This is a genomic window from Streptomyces sp. NBC_00193 (assembly GCF_026342735.1).
Taxonomy (GTDB): Bacteria; Actinomycetota; Actinomycetes; order Streptomycetales; family Streptomycetaceae; genus Streptomyces; species Streptomyces stoeckheimensis.
This window is the reverse complement of the sequence record NZ_JAPEMM010000001.1, coordinates 1,788,390-1,813,616: the sequence shown is the minus strand read 5'-3', so window position 1 is coordinate 1,813,616 and position 25,227 is coordinate 1,788,390. Positions and strand designations below refer to the sequence as shown.

The following is a 25,227-nucleotide window of genomic DNA, read 5'->3' as shown; positions in this document are numbered from 1 at the left end:
CCAGGGTGAAGCGCCACACCATCGAGCCCCGCCCCGACTGGCAGAAGACCGTCGAGGAGCAGGGGCTGATCTATCCCCTCACCCGCTACCCCGACGACTCCCTGCGCCCCTACTGGGACGAGAGCGCGTACTACTCCTTCACCCTCCCCGAGGTCGAGGCGCTGGAGAACGTCGTCGAGGAGCTGCACGCCATGTGCCTGGCGGCTGCCCAGCACATCGTCGACCACGACCGCTTCGCCGACCTCGGCATCACCGACCCGAAGCTCGCCGCGCTGATCGCCGAGTCCTGGCGGCGCCGCGCCGAACAGCCCTCCCTCTACGGCCGCTTCGACCTGCGCTACGACGGCACCGGCAGCCCCGCCAAGATGCTGGAGTACAACGCCGACACACCCACCTCCCTCGTGGAGGCGGCCAGCCCGCAGTGGTTCTGGATGGAGGAGCGCTTCCCCGGCGCCGACCAGTGGAACTCCCTCCACGAGCGGCTCGTCGACGCCTGGCGCCGTCAGGCGGAGCTGCTGCCGGCCGGTCCGGTGCACTTCGCGCACTCCGAGACCGACGAGCTCGGCGAGGACCTGATGACGGTCGCCTACCTCCAGGAGACCGCCGAGCAGGCCGGCATCGAGACGCGGGAGCTGTCGGTGGAGCGGATCGGCTGGGACTCCCTGTCCGGCCGGTTCGTGGACGAGAAGCTCGGCTTCATCCGCGCGATCTTCAAGCTCTACCCGTGGGAGTGGCTGGCCACCGACGAGTTCGCCCCGCAGGTCCTCGGCACGTACGACCACGGCGGCGGCTCCGGCACCACCGCCTGGATCGAGCCCCTGTGGAAGATGCTGCTCTCCAACAAGGCGCTCCTTGCGGTCCTGTGGGAGCTCTTCCCGGAGCACCCGAACCTGCTGCCCGCCTACCTGGACGGCCCGCGCGAACTCGCCACGACCACCGGCTACGCGGCGAAGCCGCTGCTGGGCCGCGAGGGCGCTGGCGTCACCCTGCACCCGGTGGGCGGCGAGCCGTTCGCACCGGAGCAGGACGAGACGTACGTCTTCCAGGGCCTCGCCCCGCTGCCCGACTTCGACGGCAACCGGGTGGTGCTCGGCGCGTGGGTCGTCGAGGACGAGGCGGCGGGCCTGGGCATCCGCGAATCGGCGGGGCCGGTCACGGACGAGTACGCCCGCTTCCTGCCCCACGTGATCCTCTAGAGGGCGTCCCGGCCCGTCAGGCGCCGAGGACCGACCTGAGCTGGTCCAGCCCCCAGTCCAGGTCCTCCTTGGAGATCACCAGCGGAGGCGCGATCCGGATCGTCGACCCGTGGGTGTCCTTGACCAGGACTCCGAGCCCCATCAGCTTCTCGGAGATCTCCCGGCCGGTCCCGCGCGCCGGGTCGATGTCGACGCCCGCCCACAGCCCGCGGCCCCGTACGGCGGTCACCGCACCGCCGCCGACCAGCAGGTTCAGCTCCCGGTGCAGGTGGTCGCCGAGCTCGGTGGCACGCTGCTGGAACTCGCCGGTGCGCAGCATCGCGATGACCTCCAGGGCGACGGCGCAGGCCAGCGGGTTGCCGCCGAAGGTGGAGCCGTGCTCGCCCGGCTTGAACACGCCGAGCACGTCGAGGTCGGCCACCACCGCAGACACGGGCACGACCCCGCCGCCCAGCGCCTTGCCGAGGATGTACACGTCGGGGACGACCCCCTCGTGCTCGCACGCGAAGGTCTTCCCGGTGCGGCCCAGGCCCGACTGGATCTCGTCGGCCATGAACAGGACGTTCCGCTCGCGCGTCAGTTCCCGTACGCCCTGCAGGTATCCGGCGGGCGGCACGAGCACGCCGGCCTCGCCCTGGATCGGCTCCAGCAGCACGGCGACGGTGTTGGAGGTGACGGCGTGGGCGAGCGCGGTGAGGTCCCCGTACGGGACGATCTCGAAGCCGGGGGTGTACGGGCCGAAGTGGTCGCGGGCGTCGTGGTCGGTGGAGAACGACACGATGGTCGTCGTGCGGCCGTGGAAGTTGTCGGCCGCCACCACGATCTTGGCGTGGCCGTCCGGTACGCCCTTGACCTCGTACCCCCACTTGCGGGCGGTCTTCACCGCCGTCTCCACGGCCTCCGCGCCGGTGTTCATGGGCAGGACCGCCTCCTTGCCGCACAGCGCCGCGAGCTCGGTACAGAAGTCCGCGAAGCGGTCGTGGTGGAAGGCGCGGGAGGTCAGGGTGACCCGCTCCAGCTGGGCGCGGGCGGCGTCGAGCAGGCGGCGGTTGCCGTGGCCGAAGTTCAGGGCGGAGTACCCCGCGAGCATGTCGAGGTAGCGGCGGCCCTCCACGTCGGTCATCCACGCGCCCTCCGCCGTGGCGACGACGACGGGCAGGGGGTGGTAGTTGTGCGCGCTGTGCGCGTCGGCGGAGCGGATGGCATCAGCAGTTGTCGACACGGGGTCTCCGATCGTCCGTCAAGCCGGTGACGAGGGTGGCGTCACCTTCCATCCTCGCTCGAATACCGGACGGAGAAACCTTTCTTGCGGCGCGCCCGCTAAGGTGTCGGACACGCACGGCGACTGGCGCACGGAGAACCAACTCCGGGGGAGCCGTGCGCGCACGACCGCATACAGGGCCGCTCGCCTGGGCCTCGCGGGGACGAGATCCGACATCGACCCCGGAGGAACCGCCATGAGCGCGAACCACCCCCCGTACCGTCACCCCGCCCTGCTCGCGACCGACCCCGAGCTGGCGTCCTTCGTCGCCGCCGAGGAAACCCTCCAGGCGGAGACCCTCCGCCTCATCCCGAGCGAGAACTACGTCTCCTCGGCCGTGCTGGAGGCCTCCGGCACGGTGCTGCAGAACAAGTACAGCGAGGGCTACCCGGGCCGCCGGTACTACGAGGGCCAGCAGAACATCGACCGCATCGAGGCGCTGGCCGTGGAGCGGGCGAAGGGCCTCTTCGGAGTCGACCACGCCAACGTGCAGCCGTACTCCGGCTCCCCGGCGAACCTGGCCGTGTACCTGGCCTTCGCGAAGCCCGGCGACACGGTGATGGGCATGGCCCTGCCGATGGGCGGGCACCTGACGCACGGCTGGGGCGTCTCGGCGACGGGCTCCTGGTTCCGGGGCGTGCAGTACGGGGTCCAGGCGGAGACCGGCCTCATCGACTACGACGCCGTACGGGAGCTCGCGCTCGCGGAGCGGCCCAAGCTGATCTTCTGCGGCGGTACGGCGCTCCCGCGCACGATCGACTTCGAGGCGTTCGCGTCGATCGCGAAGGAGGCGGGCTCGGTGCTCGTCGCCGACGTGGCGCACATCGCCGGCCTGATCGCGGGCGGGGCCCACCCCTCCCCGGCGGGTCACGTGGACGTGATCTCGACGACCACCCACAAGACCCTGCGCGGTCCGCGCGGGGCGATGCTGATGTGCCGCGAGGAGCACGCGAAGGCCATCGACAAGGCGGTCTTCCCGGGCCTCCAGGGCGGCCCGCACAACCAGACGACGGCCGGTATCGCGGTGGCGCTCCACGAGGCGGCGCAGCCCTCGTTCGTGTCGTACGCGCACGCGGTCGTGGCCAACGCGAAGGCGCTGGCCGCGGCGCTGCTGGAGCGGGGCTTCGACCTGGTCTCGGGCGGTACGGACAACCACCTGATCCTGATCGACCTCACGGGGAAGTCGGTGTCCGGCAAGATCGCGGCGAAGGCGCTGGACCGGGCCGGGATCGTCGTGAACTACAACACGGTGCCGTTCGACCCGCGCAAGCCGTTCGACCCGTCGGGGATCCGGATCGGCACGCCGTCGCTGACCTCGCGGGGGCTTGGCGTCGAGCACATGCCGGTGGTCGCCGGCTGGATCGAGCGTGCGGTCGCCGCTGCCGCGAAGGGTGACGAGCCGGCCCTGGGCGCCATCCGCGCCGAGGTCGCCGACCTCATGGCCGCCTTCCCGGCCCCGGGCCTCCCCGTCGCCTGACCCTCCGGGTGGGGGCCGGTCCCTGCGGGGGCTGTCCCCTACCCGCCCTTCGCCCGTTCCCCGGGGCTGCGCCCCGGACCCCCTGGGGCTCCGCCCCAGACCCCGGTCCTCAAACGCCGGACGGCTGAAAAGCCCCGGACACACCCCTGACCTCGCTAAAAGCGGTCGCTCGGCCGAGGCAAGATCCGGACGGGCCGCTACCGCCGGGTACCCGGGCGGGGGGCGGGCAGGGGGCGGGGGACCCGCCGGGTTCCGGCCAGTGGCGGGGCCGAGCCCGGTGTCACACCTGAGAGAATGGAGCCATGGCTTCTGATCGTCCTCGCGCGCTCTCCGGCATCCAGCCCACCTCCGGTTCGTTCCACCTCGGGAACTACCTCGGAGCCATCCGGCAGTACGTCGCCCTGCAGGAGACGCACGACGCCTTCTACATGGTCGTCGACCTGCACGCGATCACCATGCCGCAGGATCCGAAGGATCTGCGCGCCAATACCCGGCTGTCCGCCGCGCAGCTCCTCGCCGCCGGTCTCGACCCCGAGCGCTGCACGCTCTTCATCCAGAGCCACGTGCCCGAGCACGCGCAGCTCGGGTGGGTCATGAACTGCATCACCGGTTTCGGCGAGGCCAGCCGGATGACCCAGTTCAAGGACAAGTCCGCGAAGAGCGGCGCCAACAACGCCACCGTCGGCCTGTTCACGTACCCGATCCTCCAGGTCGCCGACATCCTGCTCTACCAGGCGAACTCCGTCCCCGTCGGCGAGGACCAGCGTCAGCACATCGAGCTGACCCGGGACCTGGCCGAGCGCTTCAACCAGCGCTTCGGGCAGACCTTCACCCTCCCCGCCGCGCACATCGTCAAGGAGGTCGCGAAGATCTACGACCTCCAGGACCCGGCGATCAAGATGTCGAAGTCGGCGTCTTCGCCCAAGGGCCTGATCAACCTCCTCGACGAGCCCAAGGCCACCGAGAAGAAGATCAAGAGCGCGGTCACCGACACCGAGGCCGTGGTCCGGTTCGACGCCGAGAGCAAGCCCGGCGTCAGCAACCTGCTCACGATCTACTCCACTCTCACGGGGGAGTCGATCCCCGCGCTGGAGGCCGCGTACGAGGGCAAGGGCTACGGTGCGCTCAAGACCGACCTGGCCGGCGTGATGGTCGATTTCGTCACACCCTTCAAGCAGCGCACCCAGGAGTACCTGGACGATCCGGAGACCCTGGATTCCCTGCTGGCCAAGGGCGCGGAGAAGGCCAGGGCGGTCGCCGCCGAGACCCTGGCGCAGGCCTACGACCACCTCGGTTTCCTCCCCGCGAAGCACTGACGGGCACCGAAGAGAAAGAGGGCCCTGGCGATCTGGGGGGTGCTGCCGCCACACTGGGGCGGCAGCACTCGTGCGACGCACATGCGGAGCACAGACCACGCACAGGACTACAGGCGGAGGAGAGCTACGTGGGGACCGTAACGCTCGGCGTTTCGATCGCGGTCCCGGAGCCGTACGGCAGCAGCCTTCAGGAGCTGCGCGCCGGCTTCGGGGACGCTGCCGCGCACGGCATTCCCACGCACGTCACCCTCGTACCGCCGACGGAGGTGGCCGCGGACCGGCTCGCCGACATCCGCGCCCACCTGGCCGAGGTCGCGGCCGCCGGCCGCTCCTTCGTGATGCGGCTGGCCGGCACGGGCACCTTCCGTCCCCTCTCGCCGGTCGTCTTCGTCCAGGTCATCGAGGGCGGCCCCGGCTGCACCCGGCTCCAGGGCCAGGTCCGCGACCCGGACGGGCCGCTGAGCCGGGAGCTCTCGTTCCCGTACCACCCGCACGTCACGGTCGCCCACGGGATCTCCGAGGAGGCGATGGACCTGGCGTTCAGCACCCTCGCCGACTACGAGGCGGAGTGGGTCTGCTCCGGGTTCGCCCTCTACGAGCAGGGCTCGGACGGGGTCTGGCGCAAGCTGCGGGAATACCCGTTCGGCAACGGGGCAAGCGGTGGAGCGAGCGGCGTACCGGCGCAGCTCGGCTCGGCGACGGACAACAGTGCGGCGGCTGCCGCGGGCGAGGCGACCGTACGCCGTTCCTGACGCAGGAACCGGAACCGGAAACCGATCCTTCGCAGGACCAGGGCATGGAACGGCCGAGCCGTCGGGCGAAAAGTCACAATCGACGACCGTAGTCCCCAAAAGCGGCAATCCCGGCTATTTGCGACAGCTCATTTACGGTGACCGTATGGACTGGCTGACGAAACTCCCGCTGATCGGGCCCCTGGTCTCCGCCCTGATGCGGACCCACCTGTGGCGTTCGTACCAGCGGCTCGACCGCGTGCACTGGAGCCGGCTCGCCGCCGCCATCACCTTCATCAGCTTCCTGGCCCTCTTCCCGCTGATCACCGTGGCCGCCGCGGTCGGCGCCGGACTGCTCACCCAGGAGCAGCTCGACCGGCTCCAGAAGAACCTCGCCGAGCAGGTCCCCGGCATCTCCGACCAGCTCGACATCAACGCCCTCGTCGCGAACGCGAGCACGGTCGGGCTGATCGCCGCCGCCGTCCTGCTCTTCACCGGCATCGGCTGGGTCGGCTCGATGCGGGACTGCCTGCGCGCGGTGTGGGAGAAGGACGACGAGGACGAGGGGAACCCCTTCGTCCGCAAGGGCAAGGACGCGCTCGTCCTCATCGGCCTCGGCGGCGTCGGCCTGGCCTCGGCCGCGGCCTCGATCTTAGGCTCCAGCGCGGTCGGCAAGGCCGGGGACTGGCTGCACGTACCGCGCGACGGCGCGGGCGGCGGCCTGCTGCGGGGCGGGGCCTTCCTCGTCGGCGTACTGGCCGCCTTCCTGCTCCTGCTCTACGTCCTGACCCTGCTCCCGGGCGTCGAACCGCCCCGCCGCCGCCTGATCGAGGCGGCCCTCCTCGGCGCGGCCGGCTTCGAGCTGCTGAAGCTGCTGCTCAGCGGCTACATGCGCGAGGTCGCCACGAAGAGCATGTACGGGGCCTTCGGCGTGCCCATCGCACTGCTGATCTGGATCAACCTCACGGCGAAGCTGCTGCTCTTCTGCGCGGCGTGGACCGCGAGCCGCGACGACGCCGACGGGGACGGCGTGGAGGACCCGGAGCCGGGCCGCGAGCCCGCCGGCTCCGCAACACCGGGCCCTGCTGCACCGGGCTCCGCTGTACCGGGCTCCGCTGTACCGGGCTCCGCTACACCTGGCCGCGAGCCCGGCGGCCGCGCCCCCGCGGCCAGCGCCGGTTGACCGCGTAGGCCCCGCCGGCCACCACGGCCAGCACCCCGCCCGCCACGCCGAAGGCCGTACCGATCCCGCCGCCGGAGCCCGCACCGGACGCCGAGGGGTTGTTCTCGTGGGACTGGGCCGGGGAGCCGTGGGAGGTGGTGTCCGCGCTCTTGGGCGGCACCAGCTCGCCCACCGGCTTGACCTTCCCGCTCGCCGCGAACCCCCAGTCGAGCAGGTCGGCGGTCTCCTCGTACACGGAGTTGGCGCCCCCGGTGCCCGGGTTCATCACCGTGACCAGCAGCTTCTTGTCGCCGCGCTGGGCGGCGCCGGTGAAGGTGGAGCCGGCCATCGTGGTGTTGCCGTTCTTCACCCCGGCGATCCCCTTGTAGGGGGAGAGGCCGCCGGCTCCCGTCATCAGCCGGTTGGTGTTCTGGATCTCGAAGGTCTCGCGCGGCTTGCCCGGCTCCTGCCGGCCCGGGAACTTCGCGCTGGCCGTGCCGCAGTACTCCCGGAAGTCCTGCTTCTGCAGACCGGAGCGGGCGATGAGGGTGAGGTCGTAGGCGCTGGAGACCTGGCCCGGAGCGTCGTAGCCGTCGGGGGACACCACGTGCGTGTCCAGGGCCTGGAGCTCCTCGGCGTGCGCCTGCATGTCCTTGACGGTCTTCTCGACGCCGCCGTTCATGGCCGAAAGTACGTGCACGGCATCGTTCCCGGAGCGCAGGAACACCCCGAGCCACAGGTCGTGGACGCTGTACTCGGCGTCCTCCTTGATGCCCACGAGGCTGGAGCCGGAACCGACCCCGTCCAGCTCCTGGTCGGTGACCTTGTGGACCTGGTCCTTGGGCAGACCCGGCAGCACGGTGTCGGCGAAGAGCATCTTCATCGTCGAGGCCGGGGGGAGCCGCCAGTGCGCGTTGTGCGCGGCGAGGACCTCGCCGGTCTCGGCATCGGCCACGATCCACGAACGCCCCGTCAGGTTCGCCGGCAGCGCGGGCGCGCCGGGCAGCAGGTTGACCTGCGTACCGGGCTGCCCGAGCGAAGCGCCGCCGACCGTGGACATCGAGGCGGGCGGCGCGGGCGCCTTGGGGGGCTGCCCCTTCCCGTCCGCCGGCGGCGTCGGCGTGGGCGCGGCGAAGGCGGCCGGAGCCAACAGGGCCGGGACCAGCAGGGCGGGAAGTGCGGCGGATAGGACCGTCAACGCGGTCTTCTTGGCAGACACGCAGGTGAAAGTACATCCCGATGCTGTGCTTAGCGTCATGGATCGGCCAACCCGCCGCAACCACCGCCGGGACAGCCCACCCCGGCGCGTCCGTCCTGGGGACGAAACCGATACTGAGTTCATGAGACTCAGCCGCGCCGCTTCCTGGTTCCTGCTCGCCTTCGGAGTGTGGAGCTGGTTCATCTGGGTGTCTTTCGTCCGGAACCTGTGGAAGGACGGCAGCGGTCTGGCCTTCGACGCCGCGGGGGACCCGACCGCGTACTTCTGGGTCCACCTTCTCTTGGCGGTGGCGTCCTTTCTCCTGGGGACGGCCGTCGGAGTGATCGGGTTGCGCGGGGTGCGGGCTCTGCGGCGTGAATCACGTACGGAGGCGGGCGCATGACGATCGTCCTCGGCGCGGCCGTGGCCCTGCTGGTCCTGGCCCTCCTGGTACTGGTGCACCGCTGGCTCTGGATCCGCCTGGTCCGCGACACCACCGCCCCCGGCGGCGCGATCCGCCGCACGGGCACCGCCCTGGCCTTCGCACTCCCGCTCCTGTCCGTGGCCGCCCTCGTCGCGGGCCGCGCGGGAGCCCCCTTCTGGCTGGAGCGCACGGTCGCCTGGCCGGGCTACATGTGGCTGGCCGTCCTCATGTACCTCTCCCTGGCCATGCTGGTGGCCGAGCCCGTCAGAGCGGTATGGCTCCGCCGCCGGAGCAGGGTCACGCCCCAGGCGAGCCTCGGGGCGCAGCCCCACGGCGCCCCGGCCGCGGAGCCCGCGCCGGCGCAGGGCGCCCCCGCAACGGGGTCCGGGGCGGAGCCCCGCCATGCGGCCGCAGGCGCGGCCACCTCGGGGCCCGGGGCGGAGCCCCGGTTTCGGGAAGGGGCGGGGAGGGGAACTGCGCCGCAGGCCACCCTCGCAGCCACCGCCGAACCCGCAGCCCTGTCCGGGCAGCACCCGGCCGAGCCGACGGAGGCCATCCCGGCGGAGGCCACCTCCGCGGAGCCCGCCCCCACCACCGTCAGCCGCCGCCGCTTCGCGCGGATCGTGGCCGGCACGGCCGCCGCCGCAGCAGCCGGCACCGTCGGCTACGGCACGTACGGAGTCCTCCGCGGCCCCCGCGTCAAGCGGGTCCAGGTCCCCCTGGCGAAGCTCCCCCGCGCGGCCCACGGCTTCCGCATCGCCGTGGTCAGCGACATCCACCTCGGCCCGATCCTGGGCCGCGCCCACACCACCCGCATCGTCGACACGATCAACCGCACGCAGCCCGACCTCGTCGCCATCGTCGGCGACCTCGTCGACGGCAGCGTTCACGACCTCGGCCCCGCCGCGGAACCGCTCCGCGGCCTCCGCTCGCGCCACGGCTCGTACTTCGTCACCGGCAACCACGAGTACTTCTCCGGCGCCCAGCAGTGGGTCGACCACGTCCGCGAGCTCGGCCTCACCCCGCTGGAGAACGCCCGCCGCGAGCTGCCGTACTTCGACCTCGCCGGGGTCAACGACATCGCGGGCGAGAGCGAGGGCCACGGCCCGGACTTCCAGGCGGCTTTGGGCGACCGGGACCGCGCCCGCAGCGCCGTACTCCTCGCCCACCAGCCGATCGTCATCGACGAGGCCGTCCGGTACGGGGCGGACCTCCAGCTCTCCGGCCACACCCACGGAGGGCAGCTCTGGCCCGGCGAGTACGTCGCCGAGCTCGCCAACCCCACCGTCGCCGGGCTGGAGCGCTACGGCGACACCCAGCTGTACGTCTCGCGCGGCGCGGGCGCCTGGGGGCCGCCGGTCCGGGTCGGCGCGCCGTCGGACATCACAGTCGTCGAACTCGCCTCATATCAGGCCTGAACCACCCGAACCCTCAACGCCACGCCACAAATCGGCCTTCCCGAGGCTGAAATTCCGTGATGGGATGTGACCGATAATCGGATAGCTGGTCGCGCACTGCGGTGCGCGGCCACGTGGGGTGGAGTCAAGGATGTTGCGGTCTGTCCGCTCGAAAGTCATCGCGGCCGGGCTGGTCCTCGGCGTGGCCGGCGTCGCCACCTGGCAGCTGCTGCCGCAGGCCGCCGGCGGCGGGGAGCCGATCCGCGTCGGCACGAGCGACGTGGTCTCCTCCCTCGACCCCGCAGGGGCGTACGACGCGGGCTCCTGGGCCCTGTTCAGCAACGTCTACCAGTCGCTGCTGACCATCAAGCCCGGTGCCGACACCCCGGTGCCCGACGCGGCCTCCGCCTGCAACTTCGTCGGCGACAAGCTCACCACGTACCAGTGCGAGCTGCGCTCCGACGTGAAGTTCTCCTCCGGCCGCGCGATCACCGCCGAGGACGTCAAGTTCTCCTTCGACCGGATCAAGGCGATCAACTCCGACCAGGGGCCGGCGCCGCTGTTCAACACCCTGGAGTCGGTCAAGGCCGAGGGCCGCACCGTCACCTTCAGCCTCTCCGCCGGGGACGCCACCTTCCCGTTCAAGATCGCGACGGGCGCCGCCTCGATCGTGGACAAGGACAAGTACCCGGCCAAGGCCCTGCGCGAGGGGGAGAAGGTCGACGGCTCCGGTCCCTTCACCCTCGACGGCTACACGGCCGGCGCGAGCGCCGAGCTCAAGCCCAACACCTCGTACAAGGGCCAGGGCAAGATCTCCAAGAGCCCGGTCACCGTGAAGTACTTCAAGGACTCCGCGCAGCTGGAGCAGGCCTGGACCGACCACGGGATCGAGGTCGCCCACCGCGACATGCCCCCGGCGGTCCTGGCGGACCTGAACCCGGGCCTGGAGGACACCCGCTACCAGGCCTCGGGCGGTACGGAGATCCGCAGCATGGTCTTCAACCTCCGCCCCGGCTCCCCGGTGGCCCAGCCCGCCGTCCGCCAGGCCGTCGCCGCGGTCGTGGACCGGGCCAAGGTCGCGACCGAGGTCTACAAGGGCACTGTCACCCCGCTCTACTCGCTCGTCCCGGCGGGCATCGCCGCCCACAGCACGCCGTTCTTCGACGCATGGCCCTCGCCGAACGGGCTCACCGCGAAGAAGCTGCTCAAGGACGCCGGAGTCACCACCCCGGTCGCGATCACCCTCGGGGTCAACGTGCGCGGTTCGAGCGTCGCCGAGGCCGAGGAGCTGAAGGCGCAGCTGGAGTCCACCGGTCTCTTCGCCCTCACCATCAAGCCGGTCGAGAAGTGGAGCGACTTCCAGAAGGCCTACGCGGCGGGCGAGTTCGACGCCTACACCATCGGCTGGATCGCCGACTTCCCGGACGCGGACAACTTCCTCGCCCCGCTCGTCGGAGCCGACAACTCCATGAACAGCGGCTACTCCGACAAGGCCGTCGACGCCCTCATCACCCGCACCCAGTCCTTCTCGGACCGCGGTGCCGCCGCCAACGACTTCCGCGACCTGCAGAAGCTGGTCGCGCAGCAGGTCCCGATGCTGCCGATCTGGCAGAAGAAGGACTACGTGATGTCGCGCGAGGCCGTCGCCGGCGCCCAGTACCTCTCGGACGGCACCGGCGTGTGGCGGCTGTGGGAGCTCAGCTGGCTGTAGGACCCACGGCCGGGCCCTCCTGCGGACCCACGGCCGGGCCCTCCTGCGGACCCGCGGCAGGGCCCGCCTGCGGGGCCACGGCCGGGCCCGCCTGTGGGCCCTCCTACGGACCCACCTCCGGGCCCTCTTCCGGGCCCGCGTCCGGGTCGGAGGCCCGCTTGCGGCCCGGACGGGACACGGCCGTCTGGGCCATGCCCGGCAGGAAGTCCGTGAACAGCTCGTGCACTTCCCGCACCAGCGGCCGCAGCACCCGGAACCGGGCCAGGATGATGCCCCGGGTCGTGAGCTGCGCGCCGCGCTGTGCGAGCTTGCGGGTCTTCTCGCTGTCCGGGGAGCGGTCGAAGACCCAGTAGAGGACCAGGCCCATCTGCGAGAGCCACATCAGCTCCGGCAGTACGTCGGCCAGTTCGTCGGGCACCTTGGTCTTGGCCCCCGCCAGCACCTCGCGGTGCATGTCGATCGCCGTCTTGCGGGCCGCCTCCGACTCCGGGGAGAACGGGCTGAGCGGGCTCTCCGGGTCCGCGGCGTTCTTGAAGAACTGCGAGGCGAACTCGTGGTACGGCGCCGCGATGTCCAGCCAGGCGGTCAGGACGCCCGCGAGCCGCTTCTGCAGATCGGTCTCGTGGTCCAGGATCGGCCGGACCGCCGCCAGGTGCGCGGCGCCGATCCGGTCGTAGAAGCCCTGGACCAGATGTTCCTTGGACTCGAAGTAGTAGTAGGCGTTGCCGACCGATACTCCGGCCTCCTTGGCGATACCGCGCATCGTCGTCTTGTCGAAGCCGCGCTCCTGGAAGAGGCGGAGCGCGGTCTCGAGGATGAGCGTGCGGGTCTGCTCGCTCTTGGGAGCCTTCTGATCAGTCACGGTCCCGAGCCTATCGGGGCGCGGAACACTGGTCGTCACAGGCCGGTTCCCCATCGTTCGCCGAGGAGCCGTCCCGTACCGCCTCGCGCCAGGTGGAGGCGGTGTACATGGCCGCCTTGGCGAAGGGCCGGCCGGCCGGTGTGGCCAGCCAGTTCGCCTTCGGCCGGTGCTCGGCCAGCGCCCACAGGCAGACGATGAAGGCGTCCGTGCCGGTCCACACCTGTCCGGAGTCGCCGATGACGGTGATCTCCTTCAGCGTGGAGGCGTGGTCGAGCCGCGGGTACAGCCGCTGCGCCTCGAAGGAGGCCGCGGGGATGAGCCGCAGGGGTACCAGCCAGCGCTGGCCGAGCAGCCAGTGCCGGATGTGTACGCAGAGCGGGCAGTTCGCGTCGTAGAGCACCGTCAGGTGCCGGACCGCGGTCCTGGCCACGGTGATCAGGCCCCGGCGGGCATGGTCCACCCCTGGGGGCCGACCGGCGGGGTCTGCTGGCGCTCCATGATGCCCCGGCGGCGCATCTTGTTCAGCACCCAGACGTTGCCGAGGTGCATGACGCCGAGGACCAGGAGCACGACTCCGAGCTTGACCGACAGCGCCTCGAAGAGTCCGCGGGCGGCGACGATCTCGTCGGCCGACCGCAGGTACAGGGTCACGAAGCCGATGTTGACGAGGTAGAAGCCGACCACCAGGAGCTGGTTGACGGCGTCCGCGAGCTTCTCGTTGCCCTGGAGGACGTCGCCGATGAAGACGCGCCCGTTGCGGCTGAGCGTGCGGGCCACCCAGACGGTGAGTCCGATGCTGATGAGCAGGTAGATGACGTACGCGACCACGGTGAGGTCCATTGCCCTCAGCCCCCTTGAACGTGTTCAACTGCTGACAGCACTGACTGTAGACCTATTTTTGAACAGGTTCAAGCGAATGGCGGAGGGGTCTCGGGTCAGCGTCCCGGCAAGAACTCGAGCAGCAACCGATTGATCTCCTCGGGGCGTTCCAGCGAGGGGAGATGGCCGGCCCAGGGCAGCTCGACGTGGACGGCTCCGGGTATCAGGGAGGCCAGCTCGGCGGGGACGTCCCGGAACTCGGGGATGTCGTGCGCGCCGCCGATGCCGAGGACGGGGGCGGTGAGGGCGGCCGGTTCGAAGACGGGCTCGGGGAGCTCGTGGTCCCCGTCGGCCCCCTCGGCGCCCTGGAGGTTCCCGAGCTGCATGGCCCGTACGAGGGCGTGCGCGGCCTCGTCGGCCTCCGGGCCGAGCCACTGGCGGGCGTTGAGCCTGGCCGCGCCCTCCAGGTCGCCCGCGTCCACCAGGGCGGCTTCGGCGGCGTTGAAGGCGAGCAGGGCGGGGCCGCGCCGCTGCGCGGGCCGGGCGGGGCAGAGCAGCGCCAGCGCGCTCACCAGCTCCGGCTGCTGCGCGGCCAGCGTCAGCGCGACCCGCCCGCCGTAGGAGGAGCCGACGAAGGCGGCCCGCCGGATGCCGAGGTGCTCCAGCAGCTCCCGTACGTCCCCGTGGTCGCTGTACGGGGCTTCGGCGGCGGGGGAGTCGCCACAGGTCCGGAAGTCCGCCCGGACCACCCGGAACCCGGCGGCGAGCAGCGGCTGCCACTGCGGCTCCCACATCCGCCGGTCGCACACGGAGGAATGCAGCAGAACGACGGCCGGGGCGTCGACGGGGCCGTCCACATCATGAGAAATAACCATCCGGCGATCTTCGCGGACCCCCGCCCCGCGGACCACCGGGTTTCCCCCGGTGCTGCGTCACATGCTCAGCGCACGCGCCTGGTTGATCTGGCTCATGACCCACATGTAGGTGCCCGGGTCCACGGCCGGGATCATCGTGGAGTGGTGGCGGCCGCCGCTGTTGACCGTGATCTGGATGTAGCCCGTGGTGCGGCGCTCCTTCATCAGGAGGAAGAACAGGCCGAGCAGGCAGAACAGGAAGAAGATGACGGCCAGCACGATCGCGTGCGCCGGGATCTTCTCCTCCGTCCGGGAGAAGTCCGTGGCGTTCCAGACCGCGCCCCGGAGCGGCATCGTGCCGGACGGGGTGATGATCTGGTCGCCGGCGATGGTGATGTCGCCCAGGGAGAGTCCGGCGGCCGGGTACCCCATGGGTGCCGCCGGCGGCATCTGGGCCGGAATGCCCGCCCCGCCGATGGTCGGCTGGTAGGCCGGGGGCTGGGGATAGGGCTGCGGGTAGCCGTAACTCGGAGTCCCGGGCCCCCACTTGTACTCGTCGCCCTGGCCCGGGTCGCTCGCATAAGGGTTCGGATTCGGCTGCTGCTCACTCATGTGCCGATGATTCCATAGCCTTCGGCGGGCCAGTAGGGCGATTGCCGGTACGCGGAAGGCCCCGCCCCCGGTGCGAACACCGGGGGCGGGGCCTTCGTACGTCAAGAAATCAGAAGCGGCGCGTGATGAGGGCGCGCTTCACTTCCTGGATCGCCTTCGTGACCTCGATGCCGCGCGGGCATGCGTCGGTGCAGTTGAAGGTCGTGCGGCAACGCCACACGCCGTCCTTGTCGTTCAGGATCTCCAGGCGCTGCTCGCCCGCCTCGTCGCGCGAGTCGAAGATGAAGCGGTGCGCGTTGACGATCGCCGCCGGGCCGAAGTACTGGCCGTCGTTCCAGAACACCGGGCACGAGGACGTGCACGCGGCGCACAGGATGCACTTGGTGGTGTCGTCGAAGCGCTCGCGGTCCTCGGCGGACTGCAGGCGCTCGCGCGTCGGCTCGTTGCCCTTGGTGACCAGGAACGGCATGACGTCCCGGTACGCCTGGAAGAAGGGCTCCATGTCGACGACGAGGTCCTTCATCACCGTCAGGCCCTTGATGGCCTCGACCGTGATCGGCTTCTCCGGGTTGATGTCCTTGATCAGCGTCTTGCAGGCGAGCCTGTTCTTGCCGTTGATCCGCATCGCGTCGGAGCCGCAGATGCCGTGCGCGCACGAGCGACGGAAGGTGAGCGTGCCGTCGAGGTCCCACTTGATCTTGTGGAGACCGTCGAGCACGCGCTCCTTCGGGTCGATCTCGATCTGGAAGTCCTGCCAGGTCGACTCGTCCGAGATCTCCGGGTTGAACCGGCGGATCCGGAACGTGACCGTGATGAACGGCGATGCGGCGGCCGCCGCCTCCATCTGGTCCGTCTTGCTCAGGGTCGGGGTGGCCATCAGTACTTACGCTCCATCGGCTGGTAGCGGGTGACGACGACCGGCTTGTAGTCCAGGCGGACGGAGTCCTTGCCGTCGTCGCCGACCTCGCGGTACGCCATGGTGTGGCGCATGAAGTTGACGTCGTCGCGGTTCGGGTAGTCCTCGCGGTAGTGACCGCCGCGGGACTCCTTGCGCGCCAGCGCGGACACGGCCATGACCTCGGCCAGGTCGAGCAGGTTGCCCAGCTCGATGGCTTCCAGCAGGTCCGTGTTGAAGCGCTTGCCCTTGTCCTGGACGGACACGTTCAGGTAGCGCTCGCGCAGCTCCGCGATCTTCTCGACCGCGGTCTTGATCGTCTGCTCGGTGCGGAACACCATCACGCAGGCGTCCATCGTCTCCTGGAGCTCCAGGCGCAGGTCCGCGACCCGCTCGTTGCCCGTGGAGTTGCGCAGCCGCTCGACCTGGTCGATGACCTGCTGCGCCGGGTTCTCGGGCAGCTCGACGTAGTCGTTGGCGTGGGCGTACGCGGCGGCCGCGATGCCCGAGCGCTTGCCGAAGACGTTGATGTCCAGCAGCGAGTTGGTGCCCAGGCGGTTCGCGCCGTGCACGGAGACGCAGGCGACCTCGCCGGCCGCGTACAGGCCCGGGACGACGGTGGTGTTGTCCATGAGGACCTCACCCTCGACGTTCGTCGGGATGCCGCCCATGGCGTAGTGCGCGGTGGGCTGGATCGGGATCGGGTCCGTGTACGGCTCGATGCCCAGGTAGGTGCGCGCGAACTCGGTGATGTCCGGGAGCTTCGCGTCGAGCTGCTCCGGCGGCAGGTGCGTCAGGTCCAGGTACACGTGGTCACCGGCGGGACCGCAGCCGCGGCCCTCACGGATCTCGGTGTAGATGGAGCGCGAGACGACGTCACGGGACGCGAGGTCCTTCATGACCGGCGCGTACTTCTCCATGAAGCGCTCGCCGTCCTTGTTGCGGAGGATGCCGCCCTCACCGCGGGCGCCCTCCGTCAGCAGGATGCCCATGCGCCAGATGCCCGTCGGGTGGAACTGGAAGAACTCCATGTCCTCCAGCGGCAGGCCGCGGCGGTAGCAGGCCGCCTGGCCGTCACCCGTGAGGGTGTGCGCGTTGGAGGTCACCTTGAAGAACTTGCCGGTGCCGCCGGAGGCGTAGATGACGGACTTCGCCTGGAACACGTGGATCTCGCCGGTGGCGAGCTCGTACGCGACCACGCCGGCCGACTTCTTGACGCCGTCCTCCTCGACCAGGAGCTGGTCCAGGACGTAGAACTCGTTGAAGAACTCCACGCCCTCCTTGACGCAGTTCTGGTAGAGCGTCTGGAGGATCATGTGGCCGGTGCGGTCCGCGGCGTAGCAGGACCGGCGGACCGGCGCCTCGCCGTGGTTGCGGGAGTGCCCGCCGAAGCGGCGCTGGTCGATGGTGCCGTCCGGGGTGCGGTTGAACGGCAGGCCCATCTTCTCGAGGTCGAGGACCGCGTCGATGGCCTCCTTCGCCAGGATCTCGGCGGCGTCCTGGTCGACCAGGTAGTCACCGCCCTTGACCGTGTCGAAGGTGTGCCACTCCCAGTTGTCGTCCTCCACGTTGGCGAGCGCGGCGGCCATGCCGCCCTGCGCTGCGCCCGTGTGGGAGCGGGTGGGGTAGAGCTTGGTCAGCACGGCGGTGCGGCTGCGCTTCGTCGACTCGATGGCGGCGCGCATGCCTGCGCCGCCCGCCCCGACGATGACGGTGTCGTACTTGTGGATCTTCATTGGTTTCGCCTCAGCCCCGTTGCCTAGCGGATGTTCGGGTCGAAGGTGAAGATCACCAGCGTGCCCAGAAGAATGGTGAACACCGTGGCGGTGTAGAGCAGGCCCTTGAGCCACAGACGCGTGTTGGCGCGCTCCGCGTAGTCGTTGATGACGGTACGCAGACCGTTCGCGCCGTGCAGCATCGCGAGCCACAGCATCAGCAGGTCCCAGCCCTGCCAGAACGGGGAGGCCCAGCGGCCGGCCACGAAGGCGAAGCCGATCTTGGAGACGCCGCCGTCGAGGACGAGCTGGATCAGCAGGTGGCCGAGGACCAGGACGACGAGCACGATGCCCGAGAGGCGCATGAAGAGCCACGCGACCATCTCGAAGTTGCCGCGGGTCGAGCGCGGGGTCTTGCTGGTGCGCTTGCGCGGGGCCTCGATGTACGGCGCCGGGTTGTCGACGTCGTAGAGGGACACGCCCTCCACGTCACCGATGCCCTTTTCGAAAGAAGTGTCAGAAGACATGCGTGTCACTTCCCGAAGAGTTCGAGGTAAGCGTGTCCGAGGACGGGGTACAGGGCCCCGACCATCAGCACGACCCAGATGCCCACCACGGTCCAGAGCATCTGCTTCTGGTAGCGGGGGCCCTTGGACCAGAAGTCCACGGCGATGACACGGAGACCGTTGAGCGCGTGGAACAGGATTGCGGCGACGAGGCCGTACTCCAGCAGCGCGACGATCGGAGTCTTGTAGGTAGCCACGACATCGTCGTACGCCTCGGGTGAGACGCGGACGAGAGCGGTGTCGAGGACGTGTACGAACAGGAAGAAGAAAATGAGGACGCCGGTGACTCGATGAGCCACCCAGGACCACATTCCTTCCCGGCCGCGGTACAACGTTCCAGCCGGCACGGAAAACCCTCCGGAAGCGGGGCGGGGGCCAGCCGGCTTCTTTGTCGGTCGGGCCCGGCCGGGTACGGTCCTCCGGCCCCGGACATCGTAGCGACGCTTTGTCGGTTCCCTCGCGCGGGGGCCATCGGTGTGATCAAACAGGCACGGACGGACTATCCCACAGGGGCGAATAGCCCGAATTCGGCAGCAGATACCCCATCCGCCGAGGTCAGCCAGTGTGTCAGGTCGGCGAGCCGGACCTGCGCGACGCGACGGAGCTCGTCCGCGGAGATCGCGCGCTCTTCGTCCAGGTCCAGCTCCATCCGCCGCCGGATCGCGGCCAGCAGCTGGTCCGCCTGCTCCTCCGGGGTGGTCCCGTCGAGGCAGATCACGAAGGCGTGGCCGAAGGTCCGCTCGTACTCCCCGTGCGCCGCGTCGAGCGCGAGGACCGCGGCGTACGCGGCCCCGTGCTCCAGTTCCGGCGGGAACTCGCAGGCCAGCGCCTCGGAGAGGTCCGGCTGGGAGAGGTCGTACGAGGCCTCGTCCGCGGCGGCGAGTAGCGCGCCGAAGTCGGGGTAAGGGCGGTGGGCGGCCACCCGGTGGGCCCAGCGCCGGCTGCCGCAGCAGTGCAGCAGGGCGGAGTGGGCGGCCTCGGGCGACAGGGCGTTGAACCGTGCGAGCCCGGTGTCGTCCGTGCGGGGAAAGGGATCGGCGTCGTGGAGGGAGGGGGAGCCGAGGGAAGGGTCGGAGCCTCCGCGGGCCTGTGCCGGAAGGTGGCTGGACAGCGGGGGGCTCCTCGTGGCGTGGCGCGGGTGTCCCGCCACGCTATCGACGCGGAGCCGGGTGTGTCGTACCCATTCCGGGTTTTCACTCGGAAGTGAGCCGAAAGGATGACGGGAGCGCGTGTCGGGCCAGCTGCGGGGCCGCTCGGGGACCCCTGGGGGGACCGGGGCATGATGGCCGCGAGGACGGCGGAGAGGGGGAGGGCGACCGAGGCCGCCACCCCCCACAGGAGAGGCCCCGGCCGCCATCCGTCGCGGACTCGTGCGACAAGCCCGCACCCCTGTCAGCGTCTTCGATGCGTTTTGTGTCACACCTCGCTCCGCGCAGGGATGGTTGCGCGTTGTACAACTCGTGGACGAAGGTGCTTGAAAGCCGTAACGTGCTGATTTGCGCCACACAAACGGGACTGTGAACGGGTTGGGGATTTTGCTGGGGGACGACGCGGAGCTGACCACCGCGGTGCTCGCGGCACAAGACGGCGACGAGATCGCGTTCCGTTCTGTGTATCGCGCCGTGCACCCGCGCCTGCTCGGATACGTCCGCACGCTCGTCGGAGACGGCGACGCCGAGGACGTCACCTCCGAGGCCTGGCTGCAGATCGCCCGCGACCTCGACTCCTTCACCGGCGACGCCGACCGCTTCCGCGGCTGGGCCGCCCGCATCGCCCGCAACCGGGCCCTCGACCACATCCGCATGCGCGGGCGCAGGCCCGCCGTCGGCGGGGACGAGACCGAGCTGACGGGCCACGCCGCCGAGTCCGACACGGCCGGCGAGGCCATGGAGTCCCTCTCCACCTGCCGCACGATGGAACTCATAGCCCAGCTCCCGCAGGACCAGGCCGAGGCCGTGGTGCTGCGGGTGGTCGTCGGGCTGGACGCCAAGAGCGCCGCCGAGACCCTGGGCAAGCGCCCCGGCGCGGTGCGCACCGCCGCGCACCGGGGCCTGAAGAAGCTGGCCGAGCTGCTAGACGAGGCCGTCGACGGGGACTTCGACCCCGAGGCCGACCCCGATTCGGGCATCGGTTCCGGCATCGGCTCGGCCGTCGGCGTCGGCGCCGGGCGGGGACGCCGCCTCGGCGATAATGACGGGAGTCGCGCACGGGGCGCCGGGGGCGGACGGGATCTCGACGCCGTACCGGCGCAGCGGGCCCGCGCCGCGGGTCTCGTAGAACAAACCGGTGTGACGGATTCACGTTGGCGGACGCAGAAGGACATGTGATGGCCGACGAGCGCGACAGGTGGCTGGACAAAGCCGCGGCGGACAGACTGCTGCGCGGAGAACCGGCCGCACCTGGCGCCGAGCACTACGTCCACGCCCGGGCCGAGCGGCTGCGCGCCGCCCTCGACGCACTTGCCGAGCCGCCGCCCGTGGCCGCCGGCGGGCTGCCCGGGGAACTGCGAGGAGAGGCCGCCGCGGTGGCCGCCTTCCGCACGCGCGGCTCCGTGCTCCGGGCGGAACTGCAGACGAGGGCTCCGGACGCCGCGTTGTTCGGCTCCGCGGACACGGTGGTCGAGCTGAGTGCGCCCGCCGGCCCGGCCGGACCTGCGCCCCGGCGCGGGCGGCCGGTCCGCTTCGTCCTCGCCGCCGCCGTGGCCAGCGTCGCCGTGGGCGGCCTGGCGGCCGCCGCGGGCACCGGACTGCTGGACCGGGACTCCCGCGACGCCGCCGGCGGGCTGCCGGCCGCCACGGTGGCGGTCGGACCCTCTTCGACGGCCTCGGTGCACGGCCGCTTCGCGGCGCCCCTCGCGCCGTCCCTCACGACCGCGCCGCAGGACGGCGAGGGCCGGAGCGGCAGTCCGGGTCCGGGGAACACCCCGGGCGCGGAGGGACGTACGACGACGGGACCCGGCGCGGCCACCGGGACGAACACCGGTACCGGCACGGAACCGCCCGCGAGCGGCCCGACCGGAGACAAGGACGGCCGGGACCGGTCCCGGCAGGGTGGCGTCAACGGCATGACGACGGACCCGCCCGACGGTTCGGACCGGGACAAGGGGAGCCGCACCGGAGCGGTGGAGCTGTGCAGGGACTACCGGTCCGGGAAGCTCGACGAGGCCCGCCGGGAGAAGCTCGTACGCCTGGCCAAGGGGCTGATGAGGGTCCCGCGCTACTGCCAGGGAGTGCTCGACGTGGCCACCGGCGGCGGATCGAGCGGAGACGTGCCGGGTTCCCCCACGGTCCCGGGATCCCCGTCGCGCTCGCTGGGGCTGGTCCCGGCCGGTACGGCTTCGCCGAAGGCCCCGGATTCGGGCCGGGGCCGCTGAGGACCGGTTACCGGACACTGGCCTGAAACGGTTCGCGCCCCGCCTGTAACACTTTTCGAACCGGCGGCGCAGTACATAACGAGCCGACTGGTCATCGGCCGCGCATGAGCCGGGGTTCCCCCCGTACCCCTGGGCTCTGCGCAACTGGCGCGGGCGGGATTCGTTCCCCCGATCCCGCCCGCGCCCTCAACTTCCCACCTCCGACGCCCGGACGGGACGTTTCCCCTCCGCCCGGCCGTCTGTTCGTCACCAGTAGACGACGACCTTGTCGCCGACCTGCACCGCGTCGAACAGCGTCGCCAGCTTGGCCTTGTCCCGGACGTTCACACAGCCGTGCGAAGCGCCGGCGTAGCCGCGGGCGGCGAAGTCCGCCGAGTAGTGCACGGCCTGTCCCCGGCTGAAGAACATCGAGTACGGCATCGGCGTGTGGTAGATCGTCGACGTCCAGTCCTTCGCCTTCCACTCCACCTTGAACTCGCCCTCGCGGGTCGGGGTGTTCTCCGAGCCGAAGCGCACGTCCAGCGTGGAGACGACCTTCCCGTCGATCATCCAGGCGAGGGTGCGGCTCTCCTTGCTGATGCACATCACGCGGCCCGTCATGCAGCGCGCGTCGGGAGCGTCCGGCTCGTTGACGGTCGGCGGGCGCAGCTCGTCGGCGGTCGGCTTCTTCGTGGCGTTCTGGATCTTCTTCCAGGTGGGCTCGTCGACGCCGCCGGTGGCGGACAGGCCGTTCTTCGACTGGAAGGACTTGACCGCGGCGGTCGTCTTCGAGCCGTAGAAACCGGTCGGAGCGACCGTCATCAGCTTGAGCTGGCGCAGCCGGGCCTGCAGTTCGCGGACCAGCTCGCTGTCGTCGCCGTTCGCCATGACCTGCTTCACGGTCGGTGAGGGCGAGGCGGACGCGGAGGGCGACGCGGACGCGGACGGGGAAGCCGACGGCGAGGCGTCGCCCGGCTTTGCGTCCGTGGACGGCGAGGCGTCGGGAGAGGCGACCGCCGTGGGCGATGCGGGCGCGGAAGAACCGGAGCCCGTGGCATCCGTCTTCTGCGGTCCGCAGGCGGTCGCGGCGAGCGCGACGGCGGTGGCCAGGCCGAGTGCGCGGATTATTACCTTCTGGCGGTGCATTGCAGTCCCCCGATTTCTACGTGTGTATCTAGGTGATGCCACGTGGGCGTGGTCAGTTGCAGGGACGGCCGCGATGTTGCGCCATTGTGACCAGCGGCCGCCGCGCGGCCGCCGCGGGGACGTTTTATCAGCCCCGGGCACCTCCTAGCCACGAAGGAGCGCGTCACATGGAGCGGCACACCGAGAGCGGGGTCCCGATCGCGCCCGTCTACCGCCCGGAGGACCTCGCCGGCTGGGACCCCGGGACCGAACTGGGGGAGCCGGGGGAGTACCCGTACACCCGGGGCGTCCACCCGACCATGTACACCGGACGGCCCTGGACCATGCGCCAGTACGCCGGGTTCGGTACCGCCGCCGAGTCCAACGCCCGCTACCGGCAGCTCATCGCGGGCGGCGCCGCCGGGCTGTCCGTGGCCTTCGACCTGCCCACCCAGATGGGGCACGACTCCGACGCCCCGCTCGCGCACGGCGAGGTCGGGAAGGTGGGCGTCGCGATCGACTCGGTCGAGGACATGCGGGTGCTGTTCGACGGGATCCCGCTCGACCGCGTGTCCACATCGATGACGATCAACGCACCGGCCGCGCTGCTGCTCCTGCTCTACCAACTGGTCGCCGAGGAGCAGGGGATCGATCCCGCTCAGCTGACCGGCACGGTCCAGAACGACGTGCTGAAGGAGTACGTCGCACGGGGGACCTACATCTTCCCGCCCGGCCCCTCCCTGAGGTTGACGGCCGACGTGTTCCGCTACTGCCGGGCCGAGCTCCCCAAGTGGAACACCATCTCCATCTCCGGCTACCACATGGCCGAGGCGGGGGCCTCGCCCGCGCAGGAGATCGCCTTCACGCTGGCCGACGCGATCGCGTACGTACGCACCGCGCTGGCCGCCGGGATGGAGGTCGACTCCTTCGCGCCCCGGCTGTCGTTCTTCTTCGTCGCCCGCACCACCCTCCTGGAGGAGGTCGCGAAGTTCCGCGCGGCCCGGCGGATCTGGGCCCGCGTCATGCGCGAGGAGTTCGGGGCCCGGGACCCGAAGTCGCTGATGCTGCGCTTCCACACCCAGACCGCCGGGGTGCAGCTGACGGCGCAGCAGCCCGAGCTCAATCTCGTACGGGTCGCCGTGCAGGGCCTGGCCGCCGTGCTGGGCGGCACCCAGTCGCTGCACACCAACTCCTTCGACGAGGCGATCGCGCTGCCCACCGAGAAGTCGGCCCGTCTCGCGCTGCGGACCCAGCAGGTGCTGGCGTACGAGACGGACGTGCCGCACACCGTCGACCCCTTCGCGGGGTCCTACGCGGTGGAGCGGATGACGGACGAGGTGGAGGCGGCGGCGCTCGACCTGATGGCGCGGGTCGAGGCGATGGGCGGGGCGGTGGCCGCGATCGAGGCGGGCTTCCAGAAGGAGGAGATCGAGCGGAACGCGTACCGGATCGCCCGGGAGACCGAGAGCGGCGAGCGCGTGGTGGTCGGGGTCAACCGCTTCGCGCTGGACGAGGAGGAGCCGTACGAGCCGCTGCGCGTGGATCCGGCGATCGAGGACCGGCAGCGGGCGTCCCTCGCCGCCCTGCGGGCGGGCCGCGACGGAGCGGCCGTGGACGAGGCGCTGGCGGCGCTCCGGGAGGCGGCGGCGGGCACGGAGAACGTGCTCTATCCGATGCGGGAGGCACTGCGCGCCAGGGCCACGGTGGGGGAGGTGTGCGGGGCGCTGCGTGAGGTGTGGGGGACGTACGTGCCGGCTGATTCCGGCTGGTGACCGTGGCTGATTGCGATGTGGTCCCGATCCGTGAAATCCGCTGGCGCGACAGGTGTGTCCTTATGGGACACTCCTGCACATGCTGGGTGTCACAGATCTTCCGACGTACGTCGCCGGCCTGGTGCTGATCATTTTGCTGCCGGGGCCGAACTCGCTCTACGTGCTCTCCGTCGCCGCGCGCGGCGGGGTCCGCCACGGGTACCGGGCCGCCGCCGGCGTGTTCACCGGAGACGCCGTGCTCATGACCCTGGCCGCGGTCGGGGCCGGGGCGCTGCTGCAGACCAGCCCGATCGTGTTCGGCGTCGTCAAAGTGCTCGGCGCCGGGTACCTGAGCTGGCTCGCCATCGGCATGCTGCGGGGCGCGTGGACCATGTGGCGCGCCCGCGCCGAGCGCGCCGGGGCCGGTGAGGGCACCCCGGACGGGCCCGCGGCCGCTGAGGGGAAGCCCGGGGACATGGAGCGGCCCTACCGGCGGGCGCTGCTGATCAGCCTGTTCAACCCGAAGGCCATCCTCTTCCTGATGTCCTTCTTCGTGCAGTTCGTGGACACGGCCTACGCCTACCCGGCGCTGTCGTTCCTGCTGCTCGGCAGCCTGATGCAGATCGGCAGCTTCCTCTACCTGACCACGCTGATCTTCGGCGGGGACCGCCTGGCGGCCACGTTCCGGCGCCGCAAGCGGCTCGCCGCGGGGGCCAGCTCGGCGGCGGGCGTGGTCTTCCTGGGCTTCGCGGCGAAGCTCGCGGTGAGCTGACCCGCGAGCCGGCCTGCACGCCGGCCCGCGA

At 70.8% G+C, this 25,227-nt stretch carries 25 protein-coding genes and 1 riboswitch; of the genes, 12 read left to right on the top strand and 13 right to left on the bottom strand.

Going from position 1 to position 25,227, the window contains the following annotated elements; translation table 11 throughout:
* Nucleotides 1-5 precede the first annotated feature (5 nt).
* Nucleotides 6-1,196 (top strand): glutathionylspermidine synthase family protein, encoded by a 1,191-nt coding sequence (locus OG898_RS07595; protein WP_250744057.1) that lies wholly within the window; start codon nucleotides 6-8, stop codon nucleotides 1,194-1,196.
* A gap of 16 nt (nucleotides 1,197-1,212) precedes the next feature.
* Here OG898_RS07595 and rocD read toward each other — a convergent pair whose 3' ends face one another.
* Complete coding sequence (gene rocD / locus OG898_RS07590; RefSeq protein WP_266955793.1) at nucleotides 1,213-2,418, bottom strand: ornithine--oxo-acid transaminase; 1,206 nt, start codon at nucleotides 2,416-2,418, stop codon at nucleotides 1,213-1,215.
* A gap of 109 nt (nucleotides 2,419-2,527) precedes the next feature.
* Nucleotides 2,528-2,618, top strand: a riboswitch (ZMP/ZTP riboswitch).
* A gap of 35 nt (nucleotides 2,619-2,653) precedes the next feature.
* On the opposite strand from rocD, the gene glyA reads away from it, so the two are divergent.
* The 4 genes from glyA (at nucleotide 2,654) to OG898_RS07570 (ending at nucleotide 7,164) form a co-directional block, all read left to right on the top strand.
* Nucleotides 2,654-3,934 carry a serine hydroxymethyltransferase gene (glyA, locus tag OG898_RS07585; RefSeq protein WP_266955791.1) on the top strand — a complete coding sequence of 427 codons (1,281 nt, stop codon included), beginning with the start codon at nucleotides 2,654-2,656 and terminating at the stop codon, nucleotides 3,932-3,934.
* A gap of 302 nt (nucleotides 3,935-4,236) precedes the next feature.
* A complete protein-coding gene (trpS, locus tag OG898_RS07580) occupies nucleotides 4,237-5,250 on the top strand; it encodes a tryptophan--tRNA ligase (protein ID WP_266955789.1) in 1,014 nt (337 codons plus the stop codon).
* A 128-nt stretch (nucleotides 5,251-5,378) separates the two neighbouring features.
* Entirely contained in the window at nucleotides 5,379-6,002 is a 624-nt protein-coding gene (locus OG898_RS07575) for a 2'-5' RNA ligase family protein (RefSeq protein ID WP_250744050.1), read from the top strand.
* Nucleotides 6,003-6,147: 145 nt separating this feature from the next.
* Entirely contained in the window at nucleotides 6,148-7,164 is a 1,017-nt protein-coding gene (locus OG898_RS07570) for a YihY/virulence factor BrkB family protein (protein WP_266955787.1), read from the top strand.
* On the opposite strand, the gene OG898_RS07565 is transcribed toward OG898_RS07570, so the two are convergent.
* Nucleotides 7,112-8,362: a D-alanyl-D-alanine carboxypeptidase family protein gene (locus tag OG898_RS07565; RefSeq protein ID WP_250744047.1), complete on the bottom strand. Its 1,251-nt coding sequence runs from the start codon at nucleotides 8,360-8,362 to the stop codon at nucleotides 7,112-7,114. The genes OG898_RS07570 and OG898_RS07565 overlap by 53 nt on opposite strands.
* Before the next feature lie 121 nt (nucleotides 8,363-8,483).
* On the opposite strand from OG898_RS07565, the gene OG898_RS07560 reads away from it, so the two are divergent.
* The 3 genes from OG898_RS07560 to OG898_RS07550 all read left to right on the top strand — a co-directional run bounded on the left by OG898_RS07560 (nucleotide 8,484) and on the right by OG898_RS07550 (nucleotide 11,873).
* Nucleotides 8,484-8,744, top strand: a complete 261-nt coding sequence (locus tag OG898_RS07560; RefSeq protein WP_250744046.1) for an SCO4848 family membrane protein — start codon at nucleotides 8,484-8,486, stop codon at nucleotides 8,742-8,744.
* Nucleotides 8,741-10,183 carry a metallophosphoesterase gene (locus OG898_RS07555; protein ID WP_266955784.1) on the top strand — a complete coding sequence of 481 codons (1,443 nt, stop codon included), beginning with the start codon at nucleotides 8,741-8,743 and terminating at the stop codon, nucleotides 10,181-10,183. The genes OG898_RS07560 and OG898_RS07555 overlap by 4 nt, the downstream gene beginning before the upstream one ends.
* 133 nt (nucleotides 10,184-10,316) lie before the next feature.
* Nucleotides 10,317-11,873 carry an ABC transporter substrate-binding protein gene (locus OG898_RS07550; protein ID WP_250744132.1) on the top strand — a complete coding sequence of 519 codons (1,557 nt, stop codon included), beginning with the start codon at nucleotides 10,317-10,319 and terminating at the stop codon, nucleotides 11,871-11,873.
* A 103-nt stretch (nucleotides 11,874-11,976) separates the two neighbouring features.
* On the opposite strand, the gene OG898_RS07545 is transcribed toward OG898_RS07550, so the two are convergent.
* The 10 genes from OG898_RS07545 to OG898_RS07500 form a co-directional block, all read right to left on the bottom strand.
* Nucleotides 11,977-12,735: a TetR family transcriptional regulator gene (locus OG898_RS07545; protein WP_250744044.1), complete on the bottom strand. Its 759-nt coding sequence runs from the start codon at nucleotides 12,733-12,735 to the stop codon at nucleotides 11,977-11,979.
* Nucleotides 12,736-12,745: 10 nt separating this feature from the next.
* A complete protein-coding gene (locus OG898_RS07540) occupies nucleotides 12,746-13,195 on the bottom strand; it encodes a thiol-disulfide oxidoreductase DCC family protein (RefSeq protein WP_266955782.1) in 450 nt (149 codons plus the stop codon).
* Nucleotides 13,171-13,575 (bottom strand): hypothetical protein, encoded by a 405-nt coding sequence (locus tag OG898_RS07535; RefSeq protein WP_250744042.1) that lies wholly within the window; start codon nucleotides 13,573-13,575, stop codon nucleotides 13,171-13,173. Before OG898_RS07535 ends, OG898_RS07540 begins: the two co-directional genes overlap by 25 nt.
* Nucleotides 13,576-13,670: 95 nt before the next feature.
* Nucleotides 13,671-14,429: an alpha/beta fold hydrolase gene (locus OG898_RS07530; RefSeq protein ID WP_266955779.1), complete on the bottom strand. Its 759-nt coding sequence runs from the start codon at nucleotides 14,427-14,429 to the stop codon at nucleotides 13,671-13,673.
* A gap of 57 nt (nucleotides 14,430-14,486) precedes the next feature.
* A complete protein-coding gene (locus tag OG898_RS07525) occupies nucleotides 14,487-15,020 on the bottom strand; it encodes a hypothetical protein (protein ID WP_250744038.1) in 534 nt (177 codons plus the stop codon).
* Between the two features lie 109 nt (nucleotides 15,021-15,129).
* Complete coding sequence (locus tag OG898_RS07520) at nucleotides 15,130-15,897, bottom strand: succinate dehydrogenase iron-sulfur subunit (protein ID WP_250744036.1); 768 nt, start codon at nucleotides 15,895-15,897, stop codon at nucleotides 15,130-15,132.
* Nucleotides 15,897-17,651, bottom strand: a complete 1,755-nt coding sequence (gene sdhA, locus OG898_RS07515; RefSeq protein ID WP_266955776.1) for a succinate dehydrogenase flavoprotein subunit — start codon at nucleotides 17,649-17,651, stop codon at nucleotides 15,897-15,899. Before sdhA ends, OG898_RS07520 begins: the two co-directional genes overlap by 1 nt.
* 23 nt (nucleotides 17,652-17,674) lie before the next feature.
* Nucleotides 17,675-18,157: a succinate dehydrogenase hydrophobic membrane anchor subunit gene (locus OG898_RS07510; protein ID WP_250744034.1), complete on the bottom strand. Its 483-nt coding sequence runs from the start codon at nucleotides 18,155-18,157 to the stop codon at nucleotides 17,675-17,677.
* Nucleotides 18,158-18,162: 5 nt separating this feature from the next.
* On the bottom strand, nucleotides 18,163-18,543 hold the full coding sequence (gene sdhC / locus OG898_RS07505; protein ID WP_266880720.1) for a succinate dehydrogenase, cytochrome b556 subunit: 381 nt from the start codon (nucleotides 18,541-18,543) through the stop codon (nucleotides 18,163-18,165).
* A 152-nt stretch (nucleotides 18,544-18,695) separates the two neighbouring features.
* Entirely contained in the window at nucleotides 18,696-19,346 is a 651-nt protein-coding gene (locus OG898_RS07500) for a 2-oxo-4-hydroxy-4-carboxy-5-ureidoimidazoline decarboxylase (protein WP_250744032.1), read from the bottom strand.
* A 385-nt stretch (nucleotides 19,347-19,731) separates the two neighbouring features.
* Between OG898_RS07500 and OG898_RS07495 the strand changes: the two genes are divergently transcribed.
* Together OG898_RS07495 and OG898_RS07490 are read left to right on the top strand one after the other, a co-directional pair.
* Nucleotides 19,732-20,523 carry an RNA polymerase sigma factor gene (locus tag OG898_RS07495; protein WP_266960122.1) on the top strand — a complete coding sequence of 264 codons (792 nt, stop codon included), beginning with the start codon at nucleotides 19,732-19,734 and terminating at the stop codon, nucleotides 20,521-20,523.
* Nucleotides 20,523-21,569, top strand: coding sequence for a hypothetical protein (locus OG898_RS07490; RefSeq protein WP_266955773.1), 1,047 nt, complete (start codon nucleotides 20,523-20,525; stop codon nucleotides 21,567-21,569). Before OG898_RS07495 ends, OG898_RS07490 begins: the two co-directional genes overlap by 1 nt.
* Nucleotides 21,570-21,815: 246 nt before the next feature.
* Here the strand turns inward: OG898_RS07490 and OG898_RS07485 are convergent, their stop codons facing one another.
* A complete protein-coding gene (locus OG898_RS07485; protein ID WP_250744029.1) occupies nucleotides 21,816-22,694 on the bottom strand; it encodes a L,D-transpeptidase family protein in 879 nt (292 codons plus the stop codon).
* Nucleotides 22,695-22,861: 167 nt separating this feature from the next.
* On the opposite strand from OG898_RS07485, the gene OG898_RS07480 reads away from it, so the two are divergent.
* Nucleotides 22,862-24,445 (top strand): methylmalonyl-CoA mutase, encoded by a 1,584-nt coding sequence (locus OG898_RS07480; protein ID WP_266955771.1) that lies wholly within the window; start codon nucleotides 22,862-22,864, stop codon nucleotides 24,443-24,445.
* Between the two features lie 79 nt (nucleotides 24,446-24,524).
* Nucleotides 24,525-25,196 carry a leucine efflux protein LeuE gene (gene leuE, locus OG898_RS07475; RefSeq protein ID WP_266955769.1) on the top strand — a complete coding sequence of 224 codons (672 nt, stop codon included), beginning with the start codon at nucleotides 24,525-24,527 and terminating at the stop codon, nucleotides 25,194-25,196.
* Nucleotides 25,197-25,227: the final 31 nt, after the last annotated feature.

Excerpts from the sequence above, each read along its gene's own strand:
- glyA (WP_266955791.1), top strand. The coding sequence starts at position 2,654 with ATGAGCGCGAACCACCCCCCGTACCGTCACCCCGCCCTGCTCGCGACC.
- trpS (WP_266955789.1), top strand. The coding sequence starts at position 4,237 with ATGGCTTCTGATCGTCCTCGCGCGCTCTCCGGCATCCAGCCCACCTCC.
- OG898_RS07570 (WP_266955787.1), top strand. The coding sequence starts at position 6,148 with ATGGACTGGCTGACGAAACTCCCGCTGATCGGGCCCCTGGTCTCCGCC.
- OG898_RS07560 (WP_250744046.1), top strand. The coding sequence starts at position 8,484 with ATGAGACTCAGCCGCGCCGCTTCCTGGTTCCTGCTCGCCTTCGGAGTG.
- OG898_RS07555 (WP_266955784.1), top strand. The coding sequence starts at position 8,741 with ATGACGATCGTCCTCGGCGCGGCCGTGGCCCTGCTGGTCCTGGCCCTC.
- OG898_RS07535 (WP_250744042.1), bottom strand. The coding sequence starts at position 13,575 with ATGGACCTCACCGTGGTCGCGTACGTCATCTACCTGCTCATCAGCATC.
- OG898_RS07530 (WP_266955779.1), bottom strand. The coding sequence starts at position 14,429 with ATGGTTATTTCTCATGATGTGGACGGCCCCGTCGACGCCCCGGCCGTC.
- OG898_RS07525 (WP_250744038.1), bottom strand. The coding sequence starts at position 15,020 with ATGAGTGAGCAGCAGCCGAATCCGAACCCTTATGCGAGCGACCCGGGC.
- OG898_RS07520 (WP_250744036.1), bottom strand. The coding sequence starts at position 15,897 with ATGGCCACCCCGACCCTGAGCAAGACGGACCAGATGGAGGCGGCGGCC.
- sdhA (WP_266955776.1), bottom strand. The coding sequence starts at position 17,651 with ATGAAGATCCACAAGTACGACACCGTCATCGTCGGGGCGGGCGGCGCA.
- OG898_RS07510 (WP_250744034.1), bottom strand. The coding sequence starts at position 18,157 with ATGTCTTCTGACACTTCTTTCGAAAAGGGCATCGGTGACGTGGAGGGC.
- OG898_RS07490 (WP_266955773.1), top strand. The coding sequence starts at position 20,523 with ATGGCCGACGAGCGCGACAGGTGGCTGGACAAAGCCGCGGCGGACAGA.
- OG898_RS07485 (WP_250744029.1), bottom strand. The coding sequence starts at position 22,694 with ATGCACCGCCAGAAGGTAATAATCCGCGCACTCGGCCTGGCCACCGCC.
- OG898_RS07480 (WP_266955771.1), top strand. The coding sequence starts at position 22,862 with ATGGAGCGGCACACCGAGAGCGGGGTCCCGATCGCGCCCGTCTACCGC.
- leuE (WP_266955769.1), top strand. The coding sequence starts at position 24,525 with ATGCTGGGTGTCACAGATCTTCCGACGTACGTCGCCGGCCTGGTGCTG.